22 protein-coding genes and 1 other annotated feature (1 of these 23 only partly in view) are annotated in these 22,890 nt (G+C 36.0%); of the genes, 3 read left to right on the plus strand and 19 right to left on the minus strand.

Annotated elements, in window-relative coordinates; translation table 11 throughout:
* Window positions 1-209, minus strand: a binding site (T-box leader) (it extends 8 nt beyond the left edge of the window).
* A gap of 57 nt (window positions 210-266) precedes the next feature.
* On the minus strand, window positions 267-440 hold the full coding sequence (locus ACFQ3N_RS09295; protein WP_390361697.1) for a hypothetical protein: 174 nt from the start codon (window positions 438-440) through the stop codon (window positions 267-269).
* Window positions 441-542: 102 nt separating this feature from the next.
* On the opposite strand from ACFQ3N_RS09295, the gene ACFQ3N_RS09300 reads away from it, so the two are divergent.
* The gene (locus ACFQ3N_RS09300; RefSeq protein WP_390361699.1) at window positions 543-1,589 is read left to right on the plus strand and encodes an N-acetylmuramoyl-L-alanine amidase; all 1,047 of its coding nucleotides are present in this window, start codon (window positions 543-545) and stop codon (window positions 1,587-1,589) included.
* Between the two features lie 174 nt (window positions 1,590-1,763).
* On the opposite strand, the gene dtd is transcribed toward ACFQ3N_RS09300, so the two are convergent.
* The 7 genes from dtd to ACFQ3N_RS09335 form a co-directional block, all read right to left on the minus strand.
* Complete coding sequence (gene dtd, locus ACFQ3N_RS09305) at window positions 1,764-2,207, minus strand: D-aminoacyl-tRNA deacylase (protein ID WP_390361701.1); 444 nt, start codon at window positions 2,205-2,207, stop codon at window positions 1,764-1,766.
* An 18-nt stretch (window positions 2,208-2,225) separates the two neighbouring features.
* On the minus strand, window positions 2,226-4,427 hold the full coding sequence (locus ACFQ3N_RS09310) for a RelA/SpoT family protein (protein WP_390361703.1): 2,202 nt from the start codon (window positions 4,425-4,427) through the stop codon (window positions 2,226-2,228).
* 654 nt (window positions 4,428-5,081) lie between these two features.
* The gene (locus tag ACFQ3N_RS09315) at window positions 5,082-5,594 is read right to left on the minus strand and encodes an adenine phosphoribosyltransferase (protein WP_390361705.1); all 513 of its coding nucleotides are present in this window, start codon (window positions 5,592-5,594) and stop codon (window positions 5,082-5,084) included.
* Entirely contained in the window at window positions 5,584-7,908 is a 2,325-nt protein-coding gene (recJ, locus tag ACFQ3N_RS09320) for a single-stranded-DNA-specific exonuclease RecJ (protein ID WP_390361707.1), read from the minus strand. Before recJ ends, ACFQ3N_RS09315 begins: the two co-directional genes overlap by 11 nt.
* Window positions 7,909-7,961: 53 nt before the next feature.
* Complete coding sequence (locus ACFQ3N_RS09325; protein ID WP_390361709.1) at window positions 7,962-8,294, minus strand: LapA family protein; 333 nt, start codon at window positions 8,292-8,294, stop codon at window positions 7,962-7,964.
* A gap of 113 nt (window positions 8,295-8,407) precedes the next feature.
* The gene (gene secDF, locus ACFQ3N_RS09330; protein ID WP_390361710.1) at window positions 8,408-10,666 is read right to left on the minus strand and encodes a protein translocase subunit SecDF; all 2,259 of its coding nucleotides are present in this window, start codon (window positions 10,664-10,666) and stop codon (window positions 8,408-8,410) included.
* 57 nt (window positions 10,667-10,723) lie between these two features.
* Window positions 10,724-11,014: a post-transcriptional regulator gene (locus ACFQ3N_RS09335; protein ID WP_390361712.1), complete on the minus strand. Its 291-nt coding sequence runs from the start codon at window positions 11,012-11,014 to the stop codon at window positions 10,724-10,726.
* A 122-nt stretch (window positions 11,015-11,136) separates the two neighbouring features.
* Here ACFQ3N_RS09335 and spoVB point away from each other — a divergent pair, with 122 nt between their 5' ends.
* Window positions 11,137-12,690 carry a stage V sporulation protein B gene (gene spoVB, locus ACFQ3N_RS09340; protein ID WP_390361714.1) on the plus strand — a complete coding sequence of 518 codons (1,554 nt, stop codon included), beginning with the start codon at window positions 11,137-11,139 and terminating at the stop codon, window positions 12,688-12,690.
* A 75-nt stretch (window positions 12,691-12,765) separates the two neighbouring features.
* Here spoVB and ACFQ3N_RS09345 read toward each other — a convergent pair whose 3' ends face one another.
* Entirely contained in the window at window positions 12,766-14,067 is a 1,302-nt protein-coding gene (locus ACFQ3N_RS09345; RefSeq protein WP_390361716.1) for an ArsB/NhaD family transporter, read from the minus strand.
* Window positions 14,068-14,217: 150 nt separating this feature from the next.
* Between ACFQ3N_RS09345 and ACFQ3N_RS09350 the strand changes: the two genes are divergently transcribed.
* Window positions 14,218-14,598: a TIGR04086 family membrane protein gene (locus tag ACFQ3N_RS09350; RefSeq protein WP_390361718.1), complete on the plus strand. Its 381-nt coding sequence runs from the start codon at window positions 14,218-14,220 to the stop codon at window positions 14,596-14,598.
* A gap of 158 nt (window positions 14,599-14,756) precedes the next feature.
* Here the strand turns inward: ACFQ3N_RS09350 and yajC are convergent, their stop codons facing one another.
* The 10 genes from yajC to ACFQ3N_RS09400 all read right to left on the minus strand — a co-directional run bounded on the left by yajC (window position 14,757) and on the right by ACFQ3N_RS09400 (window position 22,368).
* On the minus strand, window positions 14,757-15,014 hold the full coding sequence (yajC, locus tag ACFQ3N_RS09355; RefSeq protein ID WP_390361720.1) for a preprotein translocase subunit YajC: 258 nt from the start codon (window positions 15,012-15,014) through the stop codon (window positions 14,757-14,759).
* 18 nt (window positions 15,015-15,032) lie between these two features.
* Window positions 15,033-16,172 carry a tRNA guanosine(34) transglycosylase Tgt gene (gene tgt / locus ACFQ3N_RS09360; RefSeq protein WP_390361722.1) on the minus strand — a complete coding sequence of 380 codons (1,140 nt, stop codon included), beginning with the start codon at window positions 16,170-16,172 and terminating at the stop codon, window positions 15,033-15,035.
* Window positions 16,173-16,188: 16 nt separating this feature from the next.
* Window positions 16,189-17,217 (minus strand): tRNA preQ1(34) S-adenosylmethionine ribosyltransferase-isomerase QueA, encoded by a 1,029-nt coding sequence (gene queA, locus ACFQ3N_RS09365; RefSeq protein ID WP_390361724.1) that lies wholly within the window; start codon window positions 17,215-17,217, stop codon window positions 16,189-16,191.
* A gap of 19 nt (window positions 17,218-17,236) precedes the next feature.
* Window positions 17,237-17,428, minus strand: a complete 192-nt coding sequence (locus tag ACFQ3N_RS09370) for a DUF2905 domain-containing protein (RefSeq protein ID WP_390361775.1) — start codon at window positions 17,426-17,428, stop codon at window positions 17,237-17,239.
* Between the two features lie 5 nt (window positions 17,429-17,433).
* Window positions 17,434-18,435, minus strand: a complete 1,002-nt coding sequence (ruvB, locus tag ACFQ3N_RS09375) for a Holliday junction branch migration DNA helicase RuvB (protein WP_390361726.1) — start codon at window positions 18,433-18,435, stop codon at window positions 17,434-17,436.
* A 12-nt stretch (window positions 18,436-18,447) separates the two neighbouring features.
* A complete protein-coding gene (gene ruvA / locus ACFQ3N_RS09380; RefSeq protein WP_390361728.1) occupies window positions 18,448-19,056 on the minus strand; it encodes a Holliday junction branch migration protein RuvA in 609 nt (202 codons plus the stop codon).
* A gap of 123 nt (window positions 19,057-19,179) precedes the next feature.
* The gene (locus tag ACFQ3N_RS09385; RefSeq protein WP_390361730.1) at window positions 19,180-19,911 is read right to left on the minus strand and encodes a YebC/PmpR family DNA-binding transcriptional regulator; all 732 of its coding nucleotides are present in this window, start codon (window positions 19,909-19,911) and stop codon (window positions 19,180-19,182) included.
* Between the two features lie 100 nt (window positions 19,912-20,011).
* On the minus strand, window positions 20,012-20,575 hold the full coding sequence (locus tag ACFQ3N_RS09390; RefSeq protein WP_390361732.1) for a YhcN/YlaJ family sporulation lipoprotein: 564 nt from the start codon (window positions 20,573-20,575) through the stop codon (window positions 20,012-20,014).
* 66 nt (window positions 20,576-20,641) lie between these two features.
* Window positions 20,642-21,379 (minus strand): NAD(+) synthase, encoded by a 738-nt coding sequence (gene nadE / locus ACFQ3N_RS09395; RefSeq protein ID WP_390361734.1) that lies wholly within the window; start codon window positions 21,377-21,379, stop codon window positions 20,642-20,644.
* 32 nt (window positions 21,380-21,411) lie between these two features.
* Window positions 21,412-22,368, minus strand: coding sequence for a hypothetical protein (locus ACFQ3N_RS09400; RefSeq protein WP_390361736.1), 957 nt, complete (start codon window positions 22,366-22,368; stop codon window positions 21,412-21,414).
* Window positions 22,369-22,890: the final 522 nt, after the last annotated feature.

Consider the following 22,890-nt stretch of genomic DNA (forward strand, 5'->3'; position numbering starts at 1 on the left):
CGAGAGTTTACCCGCGTTGCCACCCTAGTTGATACATATGTATCCGCTCTTCACAGTTAACGCCTGCAAAACGTCTATACCTACTATGAATTCGATATAGATCCTAAGGAATGTCTTTCATTAGACTAGTATGTGAAAATGTTTTCAGCCTATGACATTTTCTCTCTTTACATATAGATACTAATTACTGGTTCCCTCAAAGGTTTTAATTATAATAATATTAGTTAGTTGAATGTCTTATATATTAATCTTTACACAAATTATTGTCAAGCACGATTAATTTTTTTCTTTAACATCTTAACCTCACCTAAGCTTATCCCGAGTTCTTCAGCGATTTCCATATGATTAGAATGACTTTCTAATTCCATAAATCGGTGAAAATTGATTCCATGAATATCTTTATTGCCAGTTGAATTCCATTGTTTCTCCTGCATTCGCATGTAATATTCCTCCTTAATGGTTCTAGCTTTGCCTAAATGAGTAGTTTTTATTAAAATAGTAGTAGCGGAATGTATAATTATTTATAGTAGGAGGAAGCTCATTTGCAGACGAAACAGGTTTTAATATACTTATTAGGTGCTTTACTCGTAATTTTAACAATATCATCTGTAGTAAGTGCTGATGATGCGTTAGTCAATACAGATAATCTAAATGTGCGTAAAGGGCCTGGAACTGAGTATGAACAAATCGGCCAAGTTCATACAGATGAAAGCTATACTATTTTGCACAAGCAAGGTAATTGGGTCGAAATACAATATGAAGATAACAATACTGGTTGGATTACAACAGAGTATATAACCATTAACGAAAAAAATAATAGTTCTTCATCGACCGAAAGTAACGAAACTATTTCCATTTCAACCGATAACACACATATCCGAAAAGGTCCTTCTACAGACTCTGACATTTCACATTACGTCAATAAGGGTACTGAATTAGATGTAATTTCTAAAGACGGTAATTGGATTGAGGTAACAAACAAAGACGTAAGTGGCTATATATTAAAGCGACTTGTAGAAAAGGATACTGAAGCAGCCTCTACTGGCTTAAAAAATAAAACAATCGTAATAGACCCGGGCCATGGTGGAAGAGATGTTGGTGCAATAGGCGCAACGGAGACATTGGAGAAGGACTTTACGTATAAGACATCAATGGAATTAAAGCAAAAATTAACGAATCTTGGTGCTGAAGTTGTTATGACTCGTACAGAAGACGAATTTGTCTCCTTAGCAAGTCGGACAAGCCTAGCCAATGTTCTCCAAACAGATGCATTTATTAGCATCCACTACAATAGTACACCAGAGTTACCACAAGTAACTGGTATTGGAACTTATTATTATCATGAACAAAATGAAGGTTTGGCAAATTATATTCAAACAGAGATAGTAAAGGAGACTAATGCGAAAGACCGTGGTGTGACCAATGGTGACTTTCATGTTATTAGACAAACATTTAAGCCGTCTGTGCTTCTTGAGCTAGGATTTATTTCCAATCAAGAAAAGGAGAAGCTATTGTTTACAAACGGATATCAAAAAAAGCTTGTAACCGGAATGGTAAATGGATTGGAAAAATATTTTATGAATAAGTAAGACGGATGGCTTAAAGCCATCCGTCTTATTTAACAGGTAAGAAAGGATAAAACTTCCTTATCTGCATATGTGCAACTAAGTCATTCGCCATAAAGGCTTGCACTCCAAAGCATAAGGGCTTCTAAGAAAGCAAAGTACGCTTACCAAGAATCCCTTTAACGAATGCCAAGTTTTCTAATCTTTACTATCTAATATAATTGTTACTGGGCCATCATTTGTAAACCGAACATCCATCATTTCCCCAAACTGACCGGTCTCTACATGTATTCCTTCATCAACAATTTTTTTATTAAATCGATTGTATAATTCATCAGCTACTTCTGGTTTTGCTGCTTGCAGGTAATTTGGTCGCCTACCCTTACTTGTGTCTGCATAAAGTGTAAATTGTGATATCGATAATACACTTCCATTTACGTCCTTTAAGGATAGATTCATTTTTCCATCCTCATCATTAAAAATGCGCAAATGGACTAGTTTATTTACAATATATTGTATATCGTCATTGCCATCTTCATGGGTAACACCTAGAAGTACCACAACTCCATGGTCTAATTCGCCAACTATTTTATTGTCCACGGAAACACTTGCATGCTTCGAACGTTGGATTATTGCTCTCATGCTTAATCTCCTTTAGTATTACTGCAATGTTCTGGTAACCGTATAAACTTCCTTGATTTGTTTGATCCGCTCTACAATTTTACGTAAATGGTTTGTGTTGTGTATCAGTATTGTAATTTGAATTATAGCCATTTTATTGCGATCTGATCTTCCATTTACTTGTGTGATATTGGTTTTAGTCTCATTTACTGCCTGCAGCACTTCATTTAATAATCCTCGTCTGTCATATCCGGAAATCTCCAAGTCAACATGGTACTGCTTCGTATCCGTTTGACTGTTTTCCCATTTAACGTCTAACCTACGTTCAATCGCCTCATCCGTTTTCACATTTGGACAGTCTGCACGATGTACAGAAACTCCTCGTCCTTTTGTGATATAACCTACGATTTGATCTCCTGGTACAGGATTACAACACTTCGATAAACGCACTAATAGATTATCGACACCCTCTACCTTTACGCCAGAATCTCGTTTATGTGGCTTCTTATCTTTTACTTCACTTTTTACTTCCTCGATGGTTTCGGCAAGATCTTGTTCTTTTTGTTTAGTACGCCTTACTTTTTCAGTTAATCGAGTTGCAATTAATGCCGCAGTAATTCCTTGATAGCCAACAGCAGCGTACATATCATCTTCATTGGTAAAATTAAATTTTTCGTAAACTCGATTCATGTTATCGCTTGTTAGTACTTCTTTTGGTTCAATGCCCTGTGCTCGAATTTCCTTATCAACCGCTTCTTTACCTTTACTAATATTTTCATCACGACGTTGTTTCTTGAAAAATTGCTTGATTTTGTTTTTTGCTTGTGATGTTTGGGTAACTTTTAACCAATCCTGAGATGGACCATAGGAATGCTTTGATGTCATCACTTCAATGATATCCCCATTTTTAAGCTTATAATCAAGTGGTTCCATCTTACCATTAATTTTCGAACCTATTGTTTGATTTCCAATTTCAGTATGAATTTTATAAGCAAAGTCAAGTGGAACAGAACCCGATGGTAGCTCCATTACATCTCCCTTTGGCGTAAATACATAAACCATATCAGAAAACAGGTCTACTTTTAGTGATTCCATAAATTCTTCTGCATCATGTGTTTCGTTTTGCCATTCAAGAATCTCTCTAAACCAAGTTAACTTTTCTTCAAATGATTTTTTATCCTTGCTGATTTGTTTCCCCTCTTTATAAGCCCAATGTGCTGCGATACCATACTCAGCAATCTCATGCATTTCTTTTGTTCGAATTTGCACTTCAAGCGGATCACCTTTAGGTCCGATAACTGTAGTGTGCAACGATTGATATAAATTTGGCTTTGGCATTGCGATGTAATCCTTAAACCTTCCTGGCATCGGCTTCCAGCATGTATGAATAATACCTAATACAGCATAACAATCCTTAATGCTACTAACTAGAATGCGAACAGCTAATAAATCGTATATCTCGTTAAATTGCTTATTTTGTTTCACCATTTTACGATAAATACTATATAAATGCTTAGGTCTTCCTGAGATGTCAGCATCAATATTAACATCATCTAATTGATTATTTACCTCATTCATAACATCCTCAATGTAAGTTTCCCGTTGCTCTCTTTTTTGTTTCATTAACTGAACAATACGGTAATACTGTTGAGGATTTAAATAACGTAATGCAGTATCTTCCAATTCCCATTTAATCGTCGATATACCTAAACGATGTGCTAAAGGAGCAAAAATTTCCAGTGTTTCATTCGAAATTCTGCGTTGCTTTTCGGGTGGTAAATGTTTTAAAGTGCGCATATTATGCAAACGATCAGCAAGCTTTATTAAAATTACTCGAATATCTTTTGCCATTGCGACAAACATTTTTCGATGATTTTCTGCCTGCAACGCTTCTTTTGATTTATATTTTATTTTACCCAGCTTGGTGACACCATCAACTAGCAAGGCCACTTCTTGGTTAAAAGCCTTTTCTATTTCCTCTAGAGTTACTTCTGTATCCTCTACGACATCATGCAAAAATCCACCAGCAATCGTTTCAGGATCCATTTCCAAGTCTACTAAAATACCCGCTACTTGTACTGGGTGAATGATATAAGCCTCTCCAGACTTTCGATATTGATCTATATGTGCATGGTTAGCAAATTCATAAGCATGGCGAAGAAATACAGCATCATCCTCTGAAAGATACTGTCGTGCCTTTGTTATTACATCTTCTATTGTTAAAATATCATCTTTTGCCATATAATCACCTATCTTCGCTGTAGAGAATTATCAAACTTTAATGCTTTTTACTAGTATCGAAAACTTTTGACTAATTGTAAAGGAAAAACCACAAAAACAATGTAAATAGTAAAAAAGCTCTTTATTTATTTGGCTGTTCTCGTAAAGATTGTTGCTTTTCTAGAGAATAGATATAAACTGCGACGTAACTTACCGTTCTCGTAAATACACTTCGCGCACCTTAGGGTGGCTGGTAAAGCCAACACGTGCTGAAGCGCTTTGGTGTCTCACCTATGAGGCTGTCCGATGGAATAATTTCTGTGAATATATATGCATTCACACTGAATTATTAATGTATAATCCACCATATTTTGAATAAATATTCGGCAATTTCACTTCGTCGGACAGCCTCCTATGTCTATCCTCCCGCAGCACGTGTCTGAAGCCCCCGAAATGGTGGTTTTCCGCGAGGATGGCTGAAGCAGTGCCCGCAGAAATCAACCTGGCAGTTACTTAGTAGTTTATATCCAACTATGAAGATAAAAGAGCAATAATGCGTGCGAAAACAGCTATTTATTTTTAATTCTATTCCAAAAACTAATACGATGGAACAGGACATGATGTATAAGAATAGGTCTGACATCCGTCAGACCTTGTAACTCATTGCATAAAATATTAATAGCTCATTAATGATAAAACATCGTAACCATCCAGTTTTGACAAGCCATCTAAATAAGAAAGCTCTATTAGAAATGCACATCCTACAACAATTCCACCAAGTTCTTCAACTAACTGTATGGTTGCTTCAATTGTACCACCTGTTGCTAGTAAGTCGTCGGTAATTAATACACGCTGACCAGGTTTAATAGCATCCTTATGTATGGTTAATACGTTTGAACCATATTCTAAACCGTAATCAACTTTAATTACTTCACGAGGTAGTTTCCCCTCTTTTCGTACAGGGGCAAATCCTATTCCCAATGCATAGGAAACCGGACACCCAATAATAAAACCTCTCGCTTCAGGCCCTACAACAATATCTATTTCCTTTTCACGAGCGAATTCAACAATTTCGTCAACAGCAGATTTAAAGGCTACTCCATTGTCCATCAATGGGGTAATATCTTTGAATTTCACACCTTTCTTAGGCCAATCCTCAACGATTTTAATATATTTTTTATAATCCATTGGTAACTTCCTCCTTGGGTGCTTTTAGATCTTCTAAACAATTTGTAATCCAAGCTTTTAATTCAATATATGTTGAATAGTACAATATTTTTTCTATATCAGCTTTTACTATTCGCTCTTGATATAAAATAGACTCCTGCAAATCTTTTTTTACCGGGGTAGGGTTATACTCAATAACCCCTTTTTCTATTTTAACAAATCCTAATTCAAAAAACACTTTTGATATAAATAGTACTCGTTCTTTAGTCCAGGATTTCGTATCCATGATTAGCTTTATTTCTTTATTTAAATCCAAAGTATTTCGTTTTCGTACTAAAGCATAAAACCATTTAAAGTCTTCCCTTGAAGGAAATGCTTTCATATAAGCACTGTCTTCAATATAATAACCAGCATATATGTTAGATGGAGATGTACTACGAATGATTTCCTTTAAAATAGAAAGGTTTGGAGGAAGATCAAGAATATATAATGAGTCCAGTTTCACTAGATTACTGATATCACTTTTATATGAGATTTGGTTAACAGATAAAGGTAAGTCGTCGATAGTACTGTTTGAAATGACTAACCCTTCTTTGCTATCATTTATAAAAGATGTGAGGTTTAGTTGTTTTTTTCCACGATAATCAAACAGTTGCCTTTCTTCAATTTTCATATCCTGCATAACAATTTGAGGCTTTTTATTCCCATTCCATTCATTTATACTCAATTCACCTATTACAGAGATGGGTGTCTTTGGTGATACCTTAGAGTATAGGTTTCCCATGCCAAACCCTATCCCATCAACAGTAATCGTTTCATCTCTGAATTGAACTTTAAGATGCTTTTGCATATTTCCAATTTGCCGCATGTCTGACGGAATATGTTTAACATGGAATATTGGTTTGGGATTAGCCATGCCAAATGGAGCTAGTTGATTAACTTCATTAATTAATTTTTCATTTATCTCTGTGATAGAAACTGTTCTGCATACATCGACAACCTGAGTAAAATCTTCCTCACTAAGCTGTTGGTTGATTAAAGAATTAAGCTCGGATTGCAACATCGGTACGTTCTCTCTTGGCAATGTCATCCCTGCTGCTTGTGAATGACCACCGAATTTTGTAAATAGTTCTCTAACCTTCATACAATTTGTAAATAGATCAAAAGCAGATATACTTCGTGCAGAACCTTTTACTTCTGAAGTTTCAGATTTTACTGCCAAGACAATGGCTGGTCGATCATATTTACGTACCAATTTAGAAGCAACAATACCTAGAACACCTTCATTCCAGCCCTCTTTTGCTACTATAATAACATCATGTTCATCTGTATTTACCATTGCTTCTGCTTCGCTGACAATTGTTGTAACTATTTTTTGTCTTTCCTTATTTATTTCTTGAATCATCTCAGCTATTTGTTGTGCCTCTTGTGCATCATCAGTCATTAAAAGCTGTACTGCTAAATCAGCATCTTGTAATCTTCCAACAGCATTAATTCTAGGGCCTAATAAAAAGCCAACATCTTCCTCTGTGACGATCCCATCTATTTTGCATACCTGTTTTAAAGCTTTAATTCCAGGTCTTTTTGTAGTTGATAATGTACGTAAACCATAATATGCTAAAACTCTATTTTCATTCACTAATGGAACCAAATCTGCAATAGTTCCAATAGCAACTAAATCTAATAGATGTTCAGGAAAATAACCTAGCAATGATTCAGCAAATTTAAATGCTACACCTACCCCAGCCAGTTCCTGAAATAAAGACTTAGGAGAAATTTTGGGATGGATAATGGCATATGCATCGGGTAGTTCTTCCTGTGGTTCATGGTGATCTGTAATGATTAAATCAATTCCCAGTTCTCTGGCAATCATTGCTTCATGTACAGAGGTAATTCCTGTATCTACCGTTATAATTAAGCTAACACCATCTTCTGCAGCTGCTTTAAAAGCACTTTCATTTGGGCCGTAGCCTTCTGTAAACCTATTCGGAATATAAAAGTCACAAGTAGCACCAAGCTCTATTAGTGTTTCCATCATAACAGTACTGGAGCTCACTCCATCTGCATCATAATCACCATAAACAAGAATTCTCTCTTCGTTTTTTATTGCTTTATGTACTCGTTCTGTCGCTTTATCCATTGATTCCAGATCAAAAGGGTTATGTAAATTTGCTAGATCTGGTGATAAAAATGTTGTTGCTTGTTTCTTAGTTGTGATTCCTCGTTGTAATAATAGGTCTAAAATAATAGGGGACATTCCATTTGAATCGTCCATCCACTTTGAAATTTCATGATCATTATTAGGAAAGTTCCATCTTGTCTTACTTTGTAACATAAATTCACCCCTGACCAATCTATTATACTAGAGTAGTCCAGGGGTATCAATATTTACTTATGATTATCTTGTTCGTTTTGTGAGTCAATTGTTGTTTGATCTTCTTTCGAATTTGGGGGATTATCCATTTCAAAATTCTTTTTCATTTCGCTGTTTTCTGATTGTAGTGCCTTATTTTCACGTTGTAGTCTAAATACTTTAACCGCTCCAGCTGAGGCAGTAATAATGCCCCCCATGAGCACAGAAAATAGAATAAGCAAAATCAATGGTATTGCACCCGTTCCAAATAGATAATTCACTTCAACAGCTTCGACGTTAATAACTGCAAATACCGCTACAATAATTAGTACAATAATAGCTACTATTACATATGTTTGACCTTTCAAAAGAATACCTCCTCAGACAATTCCTATATTTTCTTCTCTATTCATAATTACCCATTTTTACTAAAAACAACACAAACCCTTGTATTATTTATACTACAAGGGCTTGTTTTCAATTACACCTGAGGTCCTTCAGTTCGTTTCTTTTTAGCAAATACAACTGGTCTTTTCTTGATCATTTTCCCTCTCCAAGCTAACCATATTTGAGCCGCTAAGAACAAGGATGAGTATGTTCCTACTAATAAACCAACAGCTAATGCGACGGCAAAGCCTGTAATTGATTGAGCTCCTAAGAACAGAAACGCCAATACTGCAATTAACGTTGTAACGGTTGTATTAATACTTCTCATGAATGTTTGAACTAAACTTTTATTGACTACTTTTGCTAATTCTTTATAAGACTTAACCTGTTTCTTCTTCCTCAAATTCTCTCTTATCCGATCAAACGTAACGATTGTGTCATTAATAGAATAACCTACAATCGTCAGTATAGCTGCAACGATGGTTACGTCAAATTCAATTCGAGTAAAACTAAAGATAGCAACTACAAAGAATGCATCGTGTAATAATGCAATTAATGCAGTTATAGCAAAGAAAAACTCAAACCTTATCGTGACATAAATTATCATAAAGATAGATGCAATGGATACAGCGTATATTGCATTCTTAACAAGCTCTTCACCGACAATAGGTGATACCACGCTAACGTTCGGTTCATTCCCATACTTATCAGCAAAATGTTCCTTCACTTCGGCTATTCTCTCTTCTGAGAGAACAGTATCAAACCTGGTAACGGCAATGTCGTTATTATCTCCGGAAATTACCCTGGATTTTGGTTCTAAGTTTAATTCAGCTAAACTAGCGTCGATTTCCTCTGTGGTGACACTTTCATCAGCTAGCACTTCAACTCTAGAACCACTAGTAAAGTCGATACCTGGGTTCAACTGGAAGATTAGGAGTGAGGCTAATCCTAGCAAAAGCATCAGTATAGAACCTACAAAAAATTTCTTTTTATGTTGTACGACATTTACGTTTCGGTCAAAGAATGTTGCGTCCGCTTCCTCTTTTGAATTGGCAATATCTTGAATGTCTTTTTGTTTAACACCAAACCAATTTGGTAGTTTGTTTAATTTTCTGCTCTTGACCCACAATCCAAGGAGCAGTCTTGTACCATAAACAGCTGTTAGAAAACTTACTAGTATACTTACAATTAACAAGGTTGCAAACCCTTTAACAGAGCTTGTACCAAACATGAATAAAATAGATGCTGCAATTAGTGTCGTGATATTAGCATCAAAAATGGTGGAAAGTGAATTCTTCGACCCCGCTTTAAAAGATGCAGATATCGATTTGCCAGATTTTATTTCTTCTTTTATCCGCTCAAATGTAATAACATTTGCATCGACTGCCATACCAACACCCAGAATTAAGGCAGCGATTCCTGGTAAGGTCAATACCCCATTCATCAATTCAAATACTAATAAAACTAAATAAATATAAACACTTAAGTTAATAGCAGCAATTAATCCCGGAAAACGATAGACAACAATCATGTATAAAAAGATTAAACCAATGCCAATAAATGCTGCAAATACTGTTTTATTCAAGGCCTGTTCACCAAATTGCGCACCAACAGACGTTGAGTATAATTCATTCATATTAACAGGAAGAGAACCAGAATTAATAATATCTGCCAAACGTTGAGCAGATTCTACCGTATAATCTCCGGTGATCATGACATTGGTTGTGTTTAATATTTCTTCTACTCCCGGGTCAGATATATACTTCGGATTACTTTTCGTAGACTCTTCTTCATACGAATCTCCTTCTTGATAATCCATCCAAATAACAAGACGGTTATCTGGTGGGCCCATTTCCATAATTTCTTTTGTCACTTCACCAAATTTGGATGCACTTTTTAATTGCAATGTAACAATTGGTGCATTGGTAGTTTGATGAAAGTCCTGTTTTGCGCTTCCTTCTTTAACATCTGAACCATCTAGATGTTCTATATCGTTTACATCTCTAAACGAAAGTCTTGCCGAGGTAGCCAGCATTTCCCTTGCTTCTGTTTGGTTTTCAACCCCTGCTAATTGCACACGGATTCTGTCTTCCCCTTCAATATCTATACTTGCTTCACTAATCCCCAAACGATTTACGCGGTCATTAAGTGTTTGCACTGTAGATTCCAATACATCTCTTGTTACATCTTGATCTTCATCAACAGTTTCAACCTCATATAGTACTTCAAACCCACCTTGAAGATCCAACCCTAAATTAATATCTTTTGTAATACCCATTACCGTTGTTCCAATCGTACCGGTAAATATTAATACGATCAGAAAAAAGGCAATGATTCTTCCTCTATTCTTCATCTACCAAGTGCCTCCCTTATTCTCTCTTGGATGTCTTAATATGTATATTGATTATTTCTACAACCCTTTTGTTACTGCTGCGATGGACGTCATTAAATCACTATCTTCTTGATATGCGTTTACCGTTAAATAACTTATATAGATGGAGGATGACAGATGAAATATATCCTGAATAACTTCATGCACTCTTTTGGAAGGGTTGCCCTTCCATACTTTTTGTTCTAAGCACTTCCAAATGTCTTCGTTTGACGCTTGAGAATATCCCATTAGTAAAAATTCATCCGTTTTACTGTCTAAAGCAGGTTTCATCATTATCTTCCATTCACTAACAGTTTTTTCTAATTCCATCTTGAATGCCCCCTGGATACGCAAAGCGCTATTTTTATAATCCTTGTCATGCTTGGCCCACTTTAATGCATATATATCATTGTATATGAAAAATTATTTTTTGAGAAGGCAGGTCGTTCATAATGACCAAGCAAACTTTTATACAAGGCACAATCATATTAATTTTCGCAGGAATGATTACTCGTTTTTTAGGCTTTATAAATCGATTAGTTGTAGCCCGTCTAATGGGTGAAGAAGGTGTTGGTCTTTATATGATGGCATTACCAACACTTTTTTTAGTTATAACGTTAACACAACTCGGCTTGCCAATTGCTATATCCAAACGAGTTGCTGAAGCAGACGCAAGAAATGACCAAGCAAAAATTAAAAAAATTCTAATTGTATCCTTAATTGTTACTGGAATCTCCAGTATCATTTTTACAATAGGAATGATCGCCAGCGCACCATTTATCGCAAAAACCTTACTCACCGATGAGCGTACATTGTTCCCATTATTAGCTATTAGCCCGTTGGTTCCAATCGTAGCAATCTCAGCTATCTTAAGGGGATATTTTCAAGGAAAACAAAATATGCGTCCCCAGAGCTATGCACTGGTAATTGAACAAGTTGTCCGAATTACATGTGTAGCTTTATTTGTAAAACTATTCCTGCCTTTTGGAATTGAATACGCTGCTGCAGGTGCAATGTTTAGTATTATATTAGGTGAATTAGCATCACTATTTTACATGACCTATATGTTTAAACGAAAAAAGGTTATTAAAATAAGATATCGCTTTTTCTCCTATTTAAAAAATAGCGGAGATACATTAAGAGAATTATTTTCAATAGCCTTACCTAGTACAGGCAGTCGGTTGATTGGATCTTTCTCCTACTTCCTAGAACCTATCTTAGTAGTTCAAAGTTTAGCTATTGCTGGGATTTCTGCAACTTTAGTAACCAAACAATATGGTGAATTAACTGGATTTGTCTTACCGTTATTATTCTTACCCACATTTATTACACAATCGTTATCAATTGCATTAGTACCAAATATATCAGAAGCCGAAGCAAACCAAAATAAAAATCTTATTCATTATAGGATTCACCAATCTATTAGAATATCATTTGCCTCAGGAGCGCTCGCAACTATTGTTCTCACTCTTTTTTCTGAACCTATTTTAACATTCATGTATGGTACCGCTAATGCTAGTAAATTTTTAGTGCTTATGGCTCCTTTCTTTATTCTACTTTACATACAAGCCCCATTACAAGCAGCTTTACAAGCATTAGATCTTGCAAAGCCTGCGATGTGGAATAGCCTAATTGGGGCAACAAGTAAGTTTGTTGTACTATTTTTCCTGGCCTCTAACCCTAATTTCGGAATAATGGGTGTGGCAATTGCTATGTCAGTAGGGGTTGTATTGGTCACTTTATTACATTTAGCTACCCTACAAAAGTTAATCAAATTTATGATTCCACTTAAAGATCTGCTTAAAATGATACTATTAATTGCATTAACCTGGTCAGCTGGACTATTTTTCAAGCAGATGTACTTACTAGTAGGGCCAAACTTAGTACAGTTCTTAGTTGTATTAGTAATGTTAGTAATCGTCTATATCATGTTATTGTTTGCGTTAAGGTTTATTACAAAAGAAGAATTGAAACAGATTCCCTTTTTGCAAAGATGGTTTAACTAAAGTAATGACCTGGATATTCTGTAAACAGTAAAAAACATATCACTTCAAGTGATATGTTTTTTACCTATGTAAACCTCATGATGTTTGTCCAATATATGGTAGTAAATAGCGTAAGTAAATATAGATGGTTGAAATCACGAGTGAAAACAATACAAATGGGATTCCGTAGAGCATAAACCGAATAAATGGGATCCGTTGGTTAGCTCCTTCAGCAAGCCCCGCAACAACAACATTAGCTGAAGCGCCTACTAGTGTAGCATTTCCACCTAAGCATGCTCCTAAAGCTAATGACCACCATATGGGATCCAAATATAACATTCCATAACTTTCAAATTCATTTATTACAGGAATCATGGCTGCTACAAATGGTATGTTATCAATAACACCTGAAAACAATCCTGAAATCCACAAAATTAATATCGCTGTATAAGCATAATTTCCATCCGTATATAAAATAATAGCTCTAGCTAACTCATCTATAATGCCAACTTCCTGTAACCCTCCGACTAACGTAAACAAACCAATGAAGAAAAATAACGTTACCCACTCTACCTTTTCAAATATCCGTTCGGTGGCAATTTCCTTTTCTGTTAATAATAACAGCAATATTGCGCCACTTAAAGCTATAATTGTAAGCTCTATATGTAGAAAAGCATGTAGCACAAAACCAGATATAGTTACTAATAAAACCGTGACAGACTTGTAAAGCATAGGTGATTTTATAATATATGATTCAGCATCAATCACCATAAGTTCATGTTTATTTGTTTGGACTTTCTTTAATGAAGATCGAAACAGAAGGACTAATGCTGCAATCATAAACATGAAATTAAATAAGGCGACTGGTGCTAAATGAACGATAAACGACAAAAAGGTAAGGTGGTCTACAGCTTGACCAATCATGATATTAGGTGGGTCTCCAATTAAAGTTGCAGCACCTCCAATATTTGAACTTAAAATAATAGCTAATAAGTATGGGAAGGATGGCAGTGTCAATAGTTTAGTTATTTTCAAGATGATAGGCACAAAAATTAAAACGGTAGTCACATTATCTAGTAATGCAGATCCTACAGCAGTTAATACACATGTCCCTATAAGTAGAGGGATAGGTTCTCCTTTTACTTGTTGGGCAAAACGTACGGCGATATATGAAAACAACCCTGTCTTTTCTGTAATTGCAATTAAAACCATCATGGAAAACAACAATGCTATCGTGTTCCAATCGATGTAACGAATAAAGACATCATTCGTCGTGTAAATACCACTTAGCAAAAGCAATGTTCCACCAGACAGGGCTACTACTGCTCGATTAATCTTTTCGGTCATAATTAGAAAATAACTTATGATAAAAATGGTAGATGCAAGTATAACACTCATCTGACACCCTCTTTTAACTAAATATATTTCTGATAAAACAAGCCCTTTAGAAAATATATGCAATATAAAAGCAAAATATTTTCAGTCTATTTTTTGTTTTAACGAATAAAATTCAGTAAGTGGACAAACAAGGGAAGGGAGGAACACATAATGGGGAGACAACAATTTATTGCTTTGATGTATGCATGGATTGTTATTTTAGGATTAATTCTCTTAACAAGTATCTTTTTAGCATTTTTACTACGGTTTACAACTTTTAATGAAACAACATTAACATGGGTTACTCTAACAATTGGGTTAATTTCTTTATTTATTGGAGGTATTGTAGCTGGAGTAAAAGCACAACAAAAAGGTTGGATCATTGGTAGTATAACAGGGTTAGGTTTTACTATTTTCACATTTTTGGTGCAATTTCTAGGTTATCAACAAGCGTTCTCATTAGAACAATCACTTCATCATGCAGGGTATATTATAGCTGCACTTATTGGCGGGGTAGTAGGAGTAAATATGCTTGGGACCCAGAGAAAATAAGATATTTAAATGGGGTAAAAAAGCTACGAAAAAGAAGTTAATGAATCATTAACTTCTTTTTCTAGTTAACTATGTACTTGTAGATATTTCATATAAACCCATTTAACAATTCCTAATCATCTATCTAATCAACATAGTTTGTTATACTTTGATTATGCTTAGTTTTTCACGTCTCTAATTGATGAACGATCAAACGTAAGTTTCGTACCGTCTCCTGCTTGAACAACAACTGTGTTCTCATCTATTGCGTGAACAACACCATGAAAACCACCAATCGTTACTATTTCATTTCCCTTTTGTAGATCTGCTTGCATTTGTTTAACTTGCTTTTGACGTTTTTGTTGTGGACGTATTAGCAAGAAGTAGAAAATAACAAACATTAGAATAATCGGTGATAATGATAATAACATATCCATTAAATATTCCCCCCTTCATTAAAAGTTCTTTGCATTCGGTTGATTAAAGCCATATTGTTCAAAGAATGCTTCTTTAAAATCACCAAGTCGATCTTCGCTTATCGCAATTCGTACTTGCTCCATTAATTTTAACAGAAAATATAAGTTATGGTAAGTAGTAAGTCTAAATCCGTATGTTTCATTACATTTTACTAAATGTCGAATATAAGCACGCGAATAATTTTTGCATACATGACAATCGCAATTTTCATCTATTGGCCCAAAATCCCGTGCGTACTTAGCATTCCTTACTACTAATCGACCATTAGAAGTCATACACGTGCCATTGCGTGCAATACGTGTGGGAAGCACACAGTCAAACATATCAATGCCACGAATCGCTCCATCAATTAACGAGTCAGGTGACCCTACTCCCATTAAATAGCGCGGTTTATTAGTTGGCATAAGCGGTGTTGTAAATTCTAGAACTCTGTTCATAACATCTTTAGGCTCTCCTACTGAAAGGCCACCGATTGCATAACCAGGGAAATCCATTGAAGCTAAGTTACGGGCACTTTGTTTTCGTAATTCCTCGTACTCCCCACCTTGGATAATACCAAATAAACCTTGGTCAGATGGACATTGATGTGCTTCTAAACAACGCTCTGCCCAGCGGGAAGTTCTTTCTACTGACGATTTCATATAATCATATGTTGCAGGATACGGTGGACATTCATCAAATGCCATCATAATATCTGATCCTAGTGCATTTTGGATATGCATTGCTTTTTCGGGAGAAAGGAATAATTTTTCACCATTTAAATGATTACGAAAGTGAACTCCTTCTTCTTTAATCTCACGCATATCACTCAAACTGAAAACCTGAAAGCCACCTGAATCAGTTAGTATCGCTCCATCCCAATTCATAAACTTATGGAGTCCTCCCGCTTCTTTCACAATGTCTTGTCCAGGGCGCAGCCAAAGATGATATGTATTGGATAGAATAATATTTGCATTCATTTCCTTTAATTCTTCTGGACTTATCGTTTTAACAGTGGCCAATGTACCCACCGGCATAAATGTTGGGGTATCAAAAGAACCGTGAGGAGTATGTACTTTTCCAAGTCTAGCCCCTGTTTGTTTACACGTTTTTATGTGTTCGTACGTAATTGGTTTCATTATACCCGTTCCTTTACTAAATAATTAACATCGCATCTCCAAAACTAAAAAATCGATATCGTTTTTCAACCGCTTCATTATATGCGTTTAGTATACTATCCCTGTCAACAAGTGCACTAACTAACATGATCAATGTTGACTTTGGCAAATGAAAATTAGTAATTAAACCATCAATCGCCTGAAATGTATAGGGTGGATAAATAAAAATATCGGTCCAACCACTTGATTCGGTGAATACTCCACCGTTATCACGTGCGATTGTTTCGAGTGTTCTTGTCGAAGTAGTACCTACAGATATAATTCTTCCGTTTTCGCTTTTTACTCTAGTTAGTGTCTCTGCGGTTTCCTTTGACATATGATAAAACTCAGCATGCATCTCATGTTCGTCAACGTTGTCCACACTTACTGGTCTGAATGTCCCAAGACCGACGTGCAAGGTGATAAACGCAATTGTTACACCCATAGCTTTTATTTCGTCTAACAACTCATTCGTGAAATGTAACCCTGCTGTAGGTGCTGCAGCTGAACCTTCTTCTCTTGCGAACACTGTTTGATAGCGATCTTTTTCTGATAGTTGCTCCTTAATATATGGTGGCAAAGGCATTTCGCCAAGCTCATCTAATACTTCATAAAATATGCCATCATATATAAACTTAAATATGCGTCCTCCGTGATCCAATGAGTCCGTACAAGTTGCCCGTAACTTCCCATCACCAAAGGATAGAGTTGTCCCTACTTTTACCTTCTTTGCTGGCTTTGCTAGCACTTCCCACTCATCCTTCTCTTGCTGATGGAGAAGTAACACCTCTACCTTTGCTCCTGTATCCTCTTTAACACCATATAACCTTGCCGGAAGCACACGTGTATCATTTAATACGAGACAATCACCTTTGTTTAAATATTGCTTCATATCTTTAAAATGTTTATGTTCTACTTCATTTGTATTACGATTTAATACTAATAATCGAGATGATGTGCGGTCTTCTAAAGGTGTTTGGGCAATCAACTCTTCTGGTAAGTCAAAATCAAAGTCTTCTATTTTCATGATGAACTCCTTACTATAACTATCGAAACTTTCCTAGTATAAAAAAGATAAGTGACAATACAATACTAATAACAATGGAAGTCATAATCGGAAAATGGAAGGAAAAATTACCTTTTTTAAAACTTATATCACCTGGTAATTTACCTATATATGTCCATATTATACCTATGATGAGAAATACAATTCCAAGGATTATAAATAATTTTCCCATACTCATTATATATCTTTCCCTTTTAAACCAAAATGTTGATAAGCTTTAGGTGTAACGACACGACCTCTTGGTGTACGTTGAATGAAACCTATTTGTAGTAAATACGGTTCATAAACATCCTCAATCGTCTGTGATTCCTCACCAATTGTCGCAGCAATTGTATCCAATCCTACTGGCCCACCTTTAAACCCATCGATCATTCCTTTTAAAAGTTTATGATCAACATGGTCTAATCCAGCATCATCGACTTGCAACATAACAAGTGCTTGATCAGTTGTTTGCAAGCTAATTTCTTTTTCACCTTTAACTTGCGAAATATCTCGAATTCTTTTTAATAAACGATTAGCAATCCGTGGTGTGCCTCTTGATCTCCTGGCGACTTCAACAGCTGCATCCGTTGTAATAGTTGTTTGAAAAATATCTGCTGTACGCTCTACTATAGAACATAAATCCTTCGTTTCATAGAATTCCAATCTACTTAACACACCAAATCGATCACGCAGCGGTGCTGACAACAACCCAGCACGCGTGGTAGCGCCCACAAGTGTGAAAGGTGGTAAATCAATTCGAACTGACCTGGCACTTGGCCCTGTACCAATTACGATATCCAAAAAGAAATCCTCCATGGCAGGATATAACACTTCCTCGACAGACCGGGGTAATCGATGCACCTCATCAATAAACAGCACATCTCCAGGTTCAAGTGAGGAGAGAATTGCAGCTAGATCACCTGCACGTTCAATCGCAGGGCCAGATGTCGAGCGGAACTGCACTCCCATTTCATTTGCAATAATGGCAGCTAATGTCGTCTTTCCCAGACCAGGTGGTCCATATAATAATACATGATCCAGTGGTTCTTCACGCATTTTAGCTGCTCGAATGAAAATGTCCAGGTTCTCTTTTACCTTATGTTGACCTATATATTGCTTTAAGGTTGTGGGACGAATACTAAGCTCAACAGTAGAATCCTCTTCCTGCAACTCCCCTGTTACCATTCGCTCTTCCATCATTATCCCCCCTTATTTAGTACTCATTAATAATGCTAGTGCCCTGCGAATGACTTCATCCGTATTACCAGTAGCTTCTTTTCTTAGTTGTGGTATGATTGATTTAATTTCACGTTCGGTGTATCCTAGCGTTTTTAAAGCTTCTTGAGCTTCTTTGAGATTATCAGGTTCCTCACCTGCATCGGTATGTTTAGTATCTTCAGCAGATGAAATAGAAACCATCGTAGTTAACTTTCCTTTTAAATCAAGAATGATTTGTCGAGCTGTCTTTTTCCCAACACCAGGAAAGCTTGTTAAGAATTTATCATCTTCCCGCTCAATTGCTTCCACAAAGCCTGTAATATCTACACCGCCTAAAATAGCTAAAGCTCCTTTAGGACCGATTCCCGACACAGAGATAAGCTTAGTAAATAAGTACTTCTCATCTTCATTTTTAAACCCATACAAAACTTGTGCATCTTCCCGTACATGATGATACGTGTAAATTTGAATTTCTTTAGTTAACGATGCTTGAAACACAAAAGGATTGGCACAAACAATTTCATACCCAACCCCATGAACATCAACGGTTATCGCTTCATCTTGAATATATGTAAGATTTCCCCTTATATAAGCAATCATTTAACCTTCTCCTTTTTATTCCTTCTTCGTATTTTAACATATCTACCACTGGTATGGTTTAAAAGGAAAGGAAAACTCCCATTCTTTATCTTTGAAAAAGAATGGAAGTCTATTAACACGTTATTAACCGGATTCATCTAAATTATGATGTATATCCTGCACATCTTCGTTATCTTCTAGCATGTCAATTAAATTCAATATTTTTTTCTCATCTTCCTCAGCTAATGAACTGTATGTTTGAGGAATAAGAGTAACTTCGGCATCCTCTAATTCATACCCACTCTGTTTCAAATGTTCCGTGACAGCTTGAAAGTTTTCTGGTTCTGTAAATATTTCGTAGGCGCCTTCTTCTGCTACAATATCATCCGCACCAGCTTCTATTGCCTCAAGTGTGATATCATCTTCGTCAATAGTACCAGCTTCATTTACAATTAGAATATAGCCTTTACGGTCAAACATGAATGATACACTGCCATTTTCACCTAAGTTACCATCATTCTTATTAAATGCATGTCTTACTTCCGCTGCAGTCCTATTCTTATTGTCGGTTAATATATGAACAATAACTGCTACTCCACCAGGACCGTAACCTTCATAGGTGATTTCTTCAAAGGTTGCTCCATCAAGAGTTCCAGTTGCTTTTTTTATTGCACGATCAATGTTATCATTTGGCATATTATCCGCTTTGGCTTTTTCTACTGCTAAGCGAAGTGATGCATTCATTGATGGATCCCCACCACCTTGTTTTGCCGCAGTATATATATCCTTCGCGTGTCGCATGAAAATTTTACCCTTTTTTGCATCCTGTTTGTTTTTTCTGTGTTGTATATTTTTCCATTTAGAATGACCAGCCATTGGGCATTCTCCTCTCTAGAAATTTCCTTTATTAACTATATCAAAAATACTTCTTATTATAAAGGAAAACTTCTACAGCGGGTATAAGAGCAACAAGCCCTTAATCATCCATATTAAAAAATCTTTCCAGTCCTTTTTCTATACCTTCACCTATATTACGTTGTCCATCTCTGGCATCATCATTACGTCTGTGATCCCAGTAAATATCATCTGTATAAATAATTATTTCTTTGTCAGATACAATCTTCCGTACATCCCGTTCAATGGTTTTTGTTATATCATCACCTACATATTCATCAAGCATTACTGCTACTATTACTCGATCATCTGTAATCGCAACCTGGGCTTGTTTAATATCTTTCCGACTTTTTAAATGCCTGGAAATTTCAGTTGAGTCTTCATTCGTATATTCATCAGAAAACCTTGTCGTTTCATCATCAGATTCATTTAAACCATTTTGTTGTGTTTGTGGATAACCACCTAACTCACCTATCGATTTATCTTCTATGTTTAATCTTTGTCTCCGTTCCTTTTCTGTTTCGTATTGCATTGGTTGTGTGTTCATATTTTCCGTGTTGTCTTGTGTATTCTCATCTGTGTCTGGGGTACATCCTATGGTGAAAACTAACAGTAATGCTAAAAGAGTTATACTTTTTTTGTACATAAAAAAACCTCCCTTATAACTAGTTTGTATAAGAGAGGTACTTTTAACACAGTCAATATTAGGTAATTATCGGTTAAACTGCGGTAATGAATCACGTTTATGTGCAGTACGTTTGTGCATGTTTTCAATAATGGTTTTATCTTTTTTAGGTATGTCTTCCCCTTTTAAAAAGGCATCAATTTTATCATAGGTAGTACCCATTTCTATTTCATCGGTTTGACCTTCCCATAGATCTGCACTAGGCTTTTTATGAACAATTTCTTTAGGTACCCCAAGATAACTAGCCATTTCCCGTACTTCTTGTTTGGTAAATTCGACAATTGGTAGTATATCAACGCCTCCATCACCATATTTCGTAAAATAGCCCGTGTACCATTCTGCAGCATTATCTGTTCCAACTACCAAATAATTATAATTAGTAGCTAGTGTGTATAACGTACTCATTCTTAATCGGGCTCTTAAATTTGCACCCGCCAATTGATCATTTTTTTCGATATATTCATTCTTTTCTTTTAATCTGTTTTGTATCTCTGAATACATAGCATTATGGGTTTCTGTTAAATCTACTGTCATGCTATCTATTCCACAACTTTCAATCACCTTTTGGGCATGTTCCATATCTGAAGATTTTGTATGGATTGGTAATAATACTCCCAACGAATTATCCCCAACGGCACGCTTTATTAAATGTGCAACGACAGCAGAGTCTAGTCCGCCACTAACACCAACTACTAATCCTTTTGTTCCTGTTTCTTTCACCTGATTTTGCAACCATTGTACAATTTCATCGACTTTTTGTTTCACCATTCTCTCTCCCTTATCTAAAACATTTTCTATCATGATTTTAGCACTAATTTTAGTTTTTTTAAAAAAATTTGCCGTTTCGACCATTCCGCATCTAATTTGGATAGGTAATGTTGAAAGGAAGACGAAGGTTGGTTATGAAGAAAATGCAACCATTCCCTTAAAAAATCACTAGGAACAGCTATGGCAACTAACCATCTCTTTACTTCTTTACCGGAAACCATTTGGTAGGAGAGGAGTGCATCAAGATTCCAATCCAAATAAGGTAAAAATCGTTGTCCAAGTTGTATAAAATCATACAATTGTGACGTCTGCGATAATAAATCAAAATCGATCATGTACACGTGTTCACTTTTAATAAAGTTGTGTGATGCCACATCCCCGTGTATCCATGTTCCATTTTTCTCCGCTTGTGATTGGTAATTTTCCCAAGAAAACCTTGCTATGAGTTGTAAATAGATTTTTGTCGTTTGTACGATATCTTCATATAAATGTATATACCCGTATTCGTGAAATATATGTTCCGTTTTCATAAATAGTAATAATCGTTTATACCAACGCCTATAAAAAAGATCTTTTTTAATAGGTTTTGACACGTAAATAGTCGTAGCTTTTTTGTGAAATCTTTGTATAGTATTTACTACCTCTATCCGATCAGCTTCGTTTTTATAGTTTAGTTTTGTCCCACGAATAAATGGTGTGATTGTACAGTGTACACCTCTATCTGATAGTAGCTTGTTCCCATTGGGGAATTTTTGAAAGGATGCTATCAATGGGTCACGTATGTTGTCAAAAAACTGCCATTGCTGCTCCACAACTTCTCTATTTCGATGTATTTTTAAAATAAGCCATTTATCTTTAAGCGTATTTATTTGATAAACGTTTTTTTTAATAGGCTTTATAGAGCTTACCTTTAATTCTCCATTTTTAGCTAAAAAAGAAGAGAGACGATTGTTATAGCTATCGTCTCTACGCATAAAATTACTCACTATTTGATTCATCCTCATCTTCACGATATCCCATTCCAGAAAATGGTGGATACCCTGGTGGGGAAGGCTGTGAACTCTGAGGGAATCCTTCTTGCTGATAATAAGGTTGAGGCTGAGCTGGTCCTCCATAACCGAATTGTGGTTGATTTCCGTAAGGCTGACCTGGAAAAGGAGACTGATCATGACAACCACAATCTTTTTTTCCAGTGGTTTGTATTGGTTTCATTGGCATTGCCATGTCCGGCGATTCCATCATCTGTCCTTGCACTTGGGGATAAGGAGCCATTTGAGGCTGCATTCCCATCGGTCCTTGGAATGGAGCTGCTTGCAATGTTCCTACTGTTGGGAAAGGGCCATGATGAACTCCTGGATGGTACGGATCAATAACATAACAGCACATTGGTAACATAGGCATTGCTTGTGGTGCGGCAGGTGATTGTTGCTGCATTACAGGTTGTTGTTTTGATGGTTGTTTTTTTGCTGGCTGTTTGACTGGTTGTTGTTTTGCTGGCTGTTTAACTG

This window comes from Virgibacillus byunsanensis (assembly GCF_042675965.1).
Classification (GTDB): Bacteria; Bacillota; Bacilli; order Bacillales; family Amphibacillaceae; genus Virgibacillus_R; species Virgibacillus_R byunsanensis.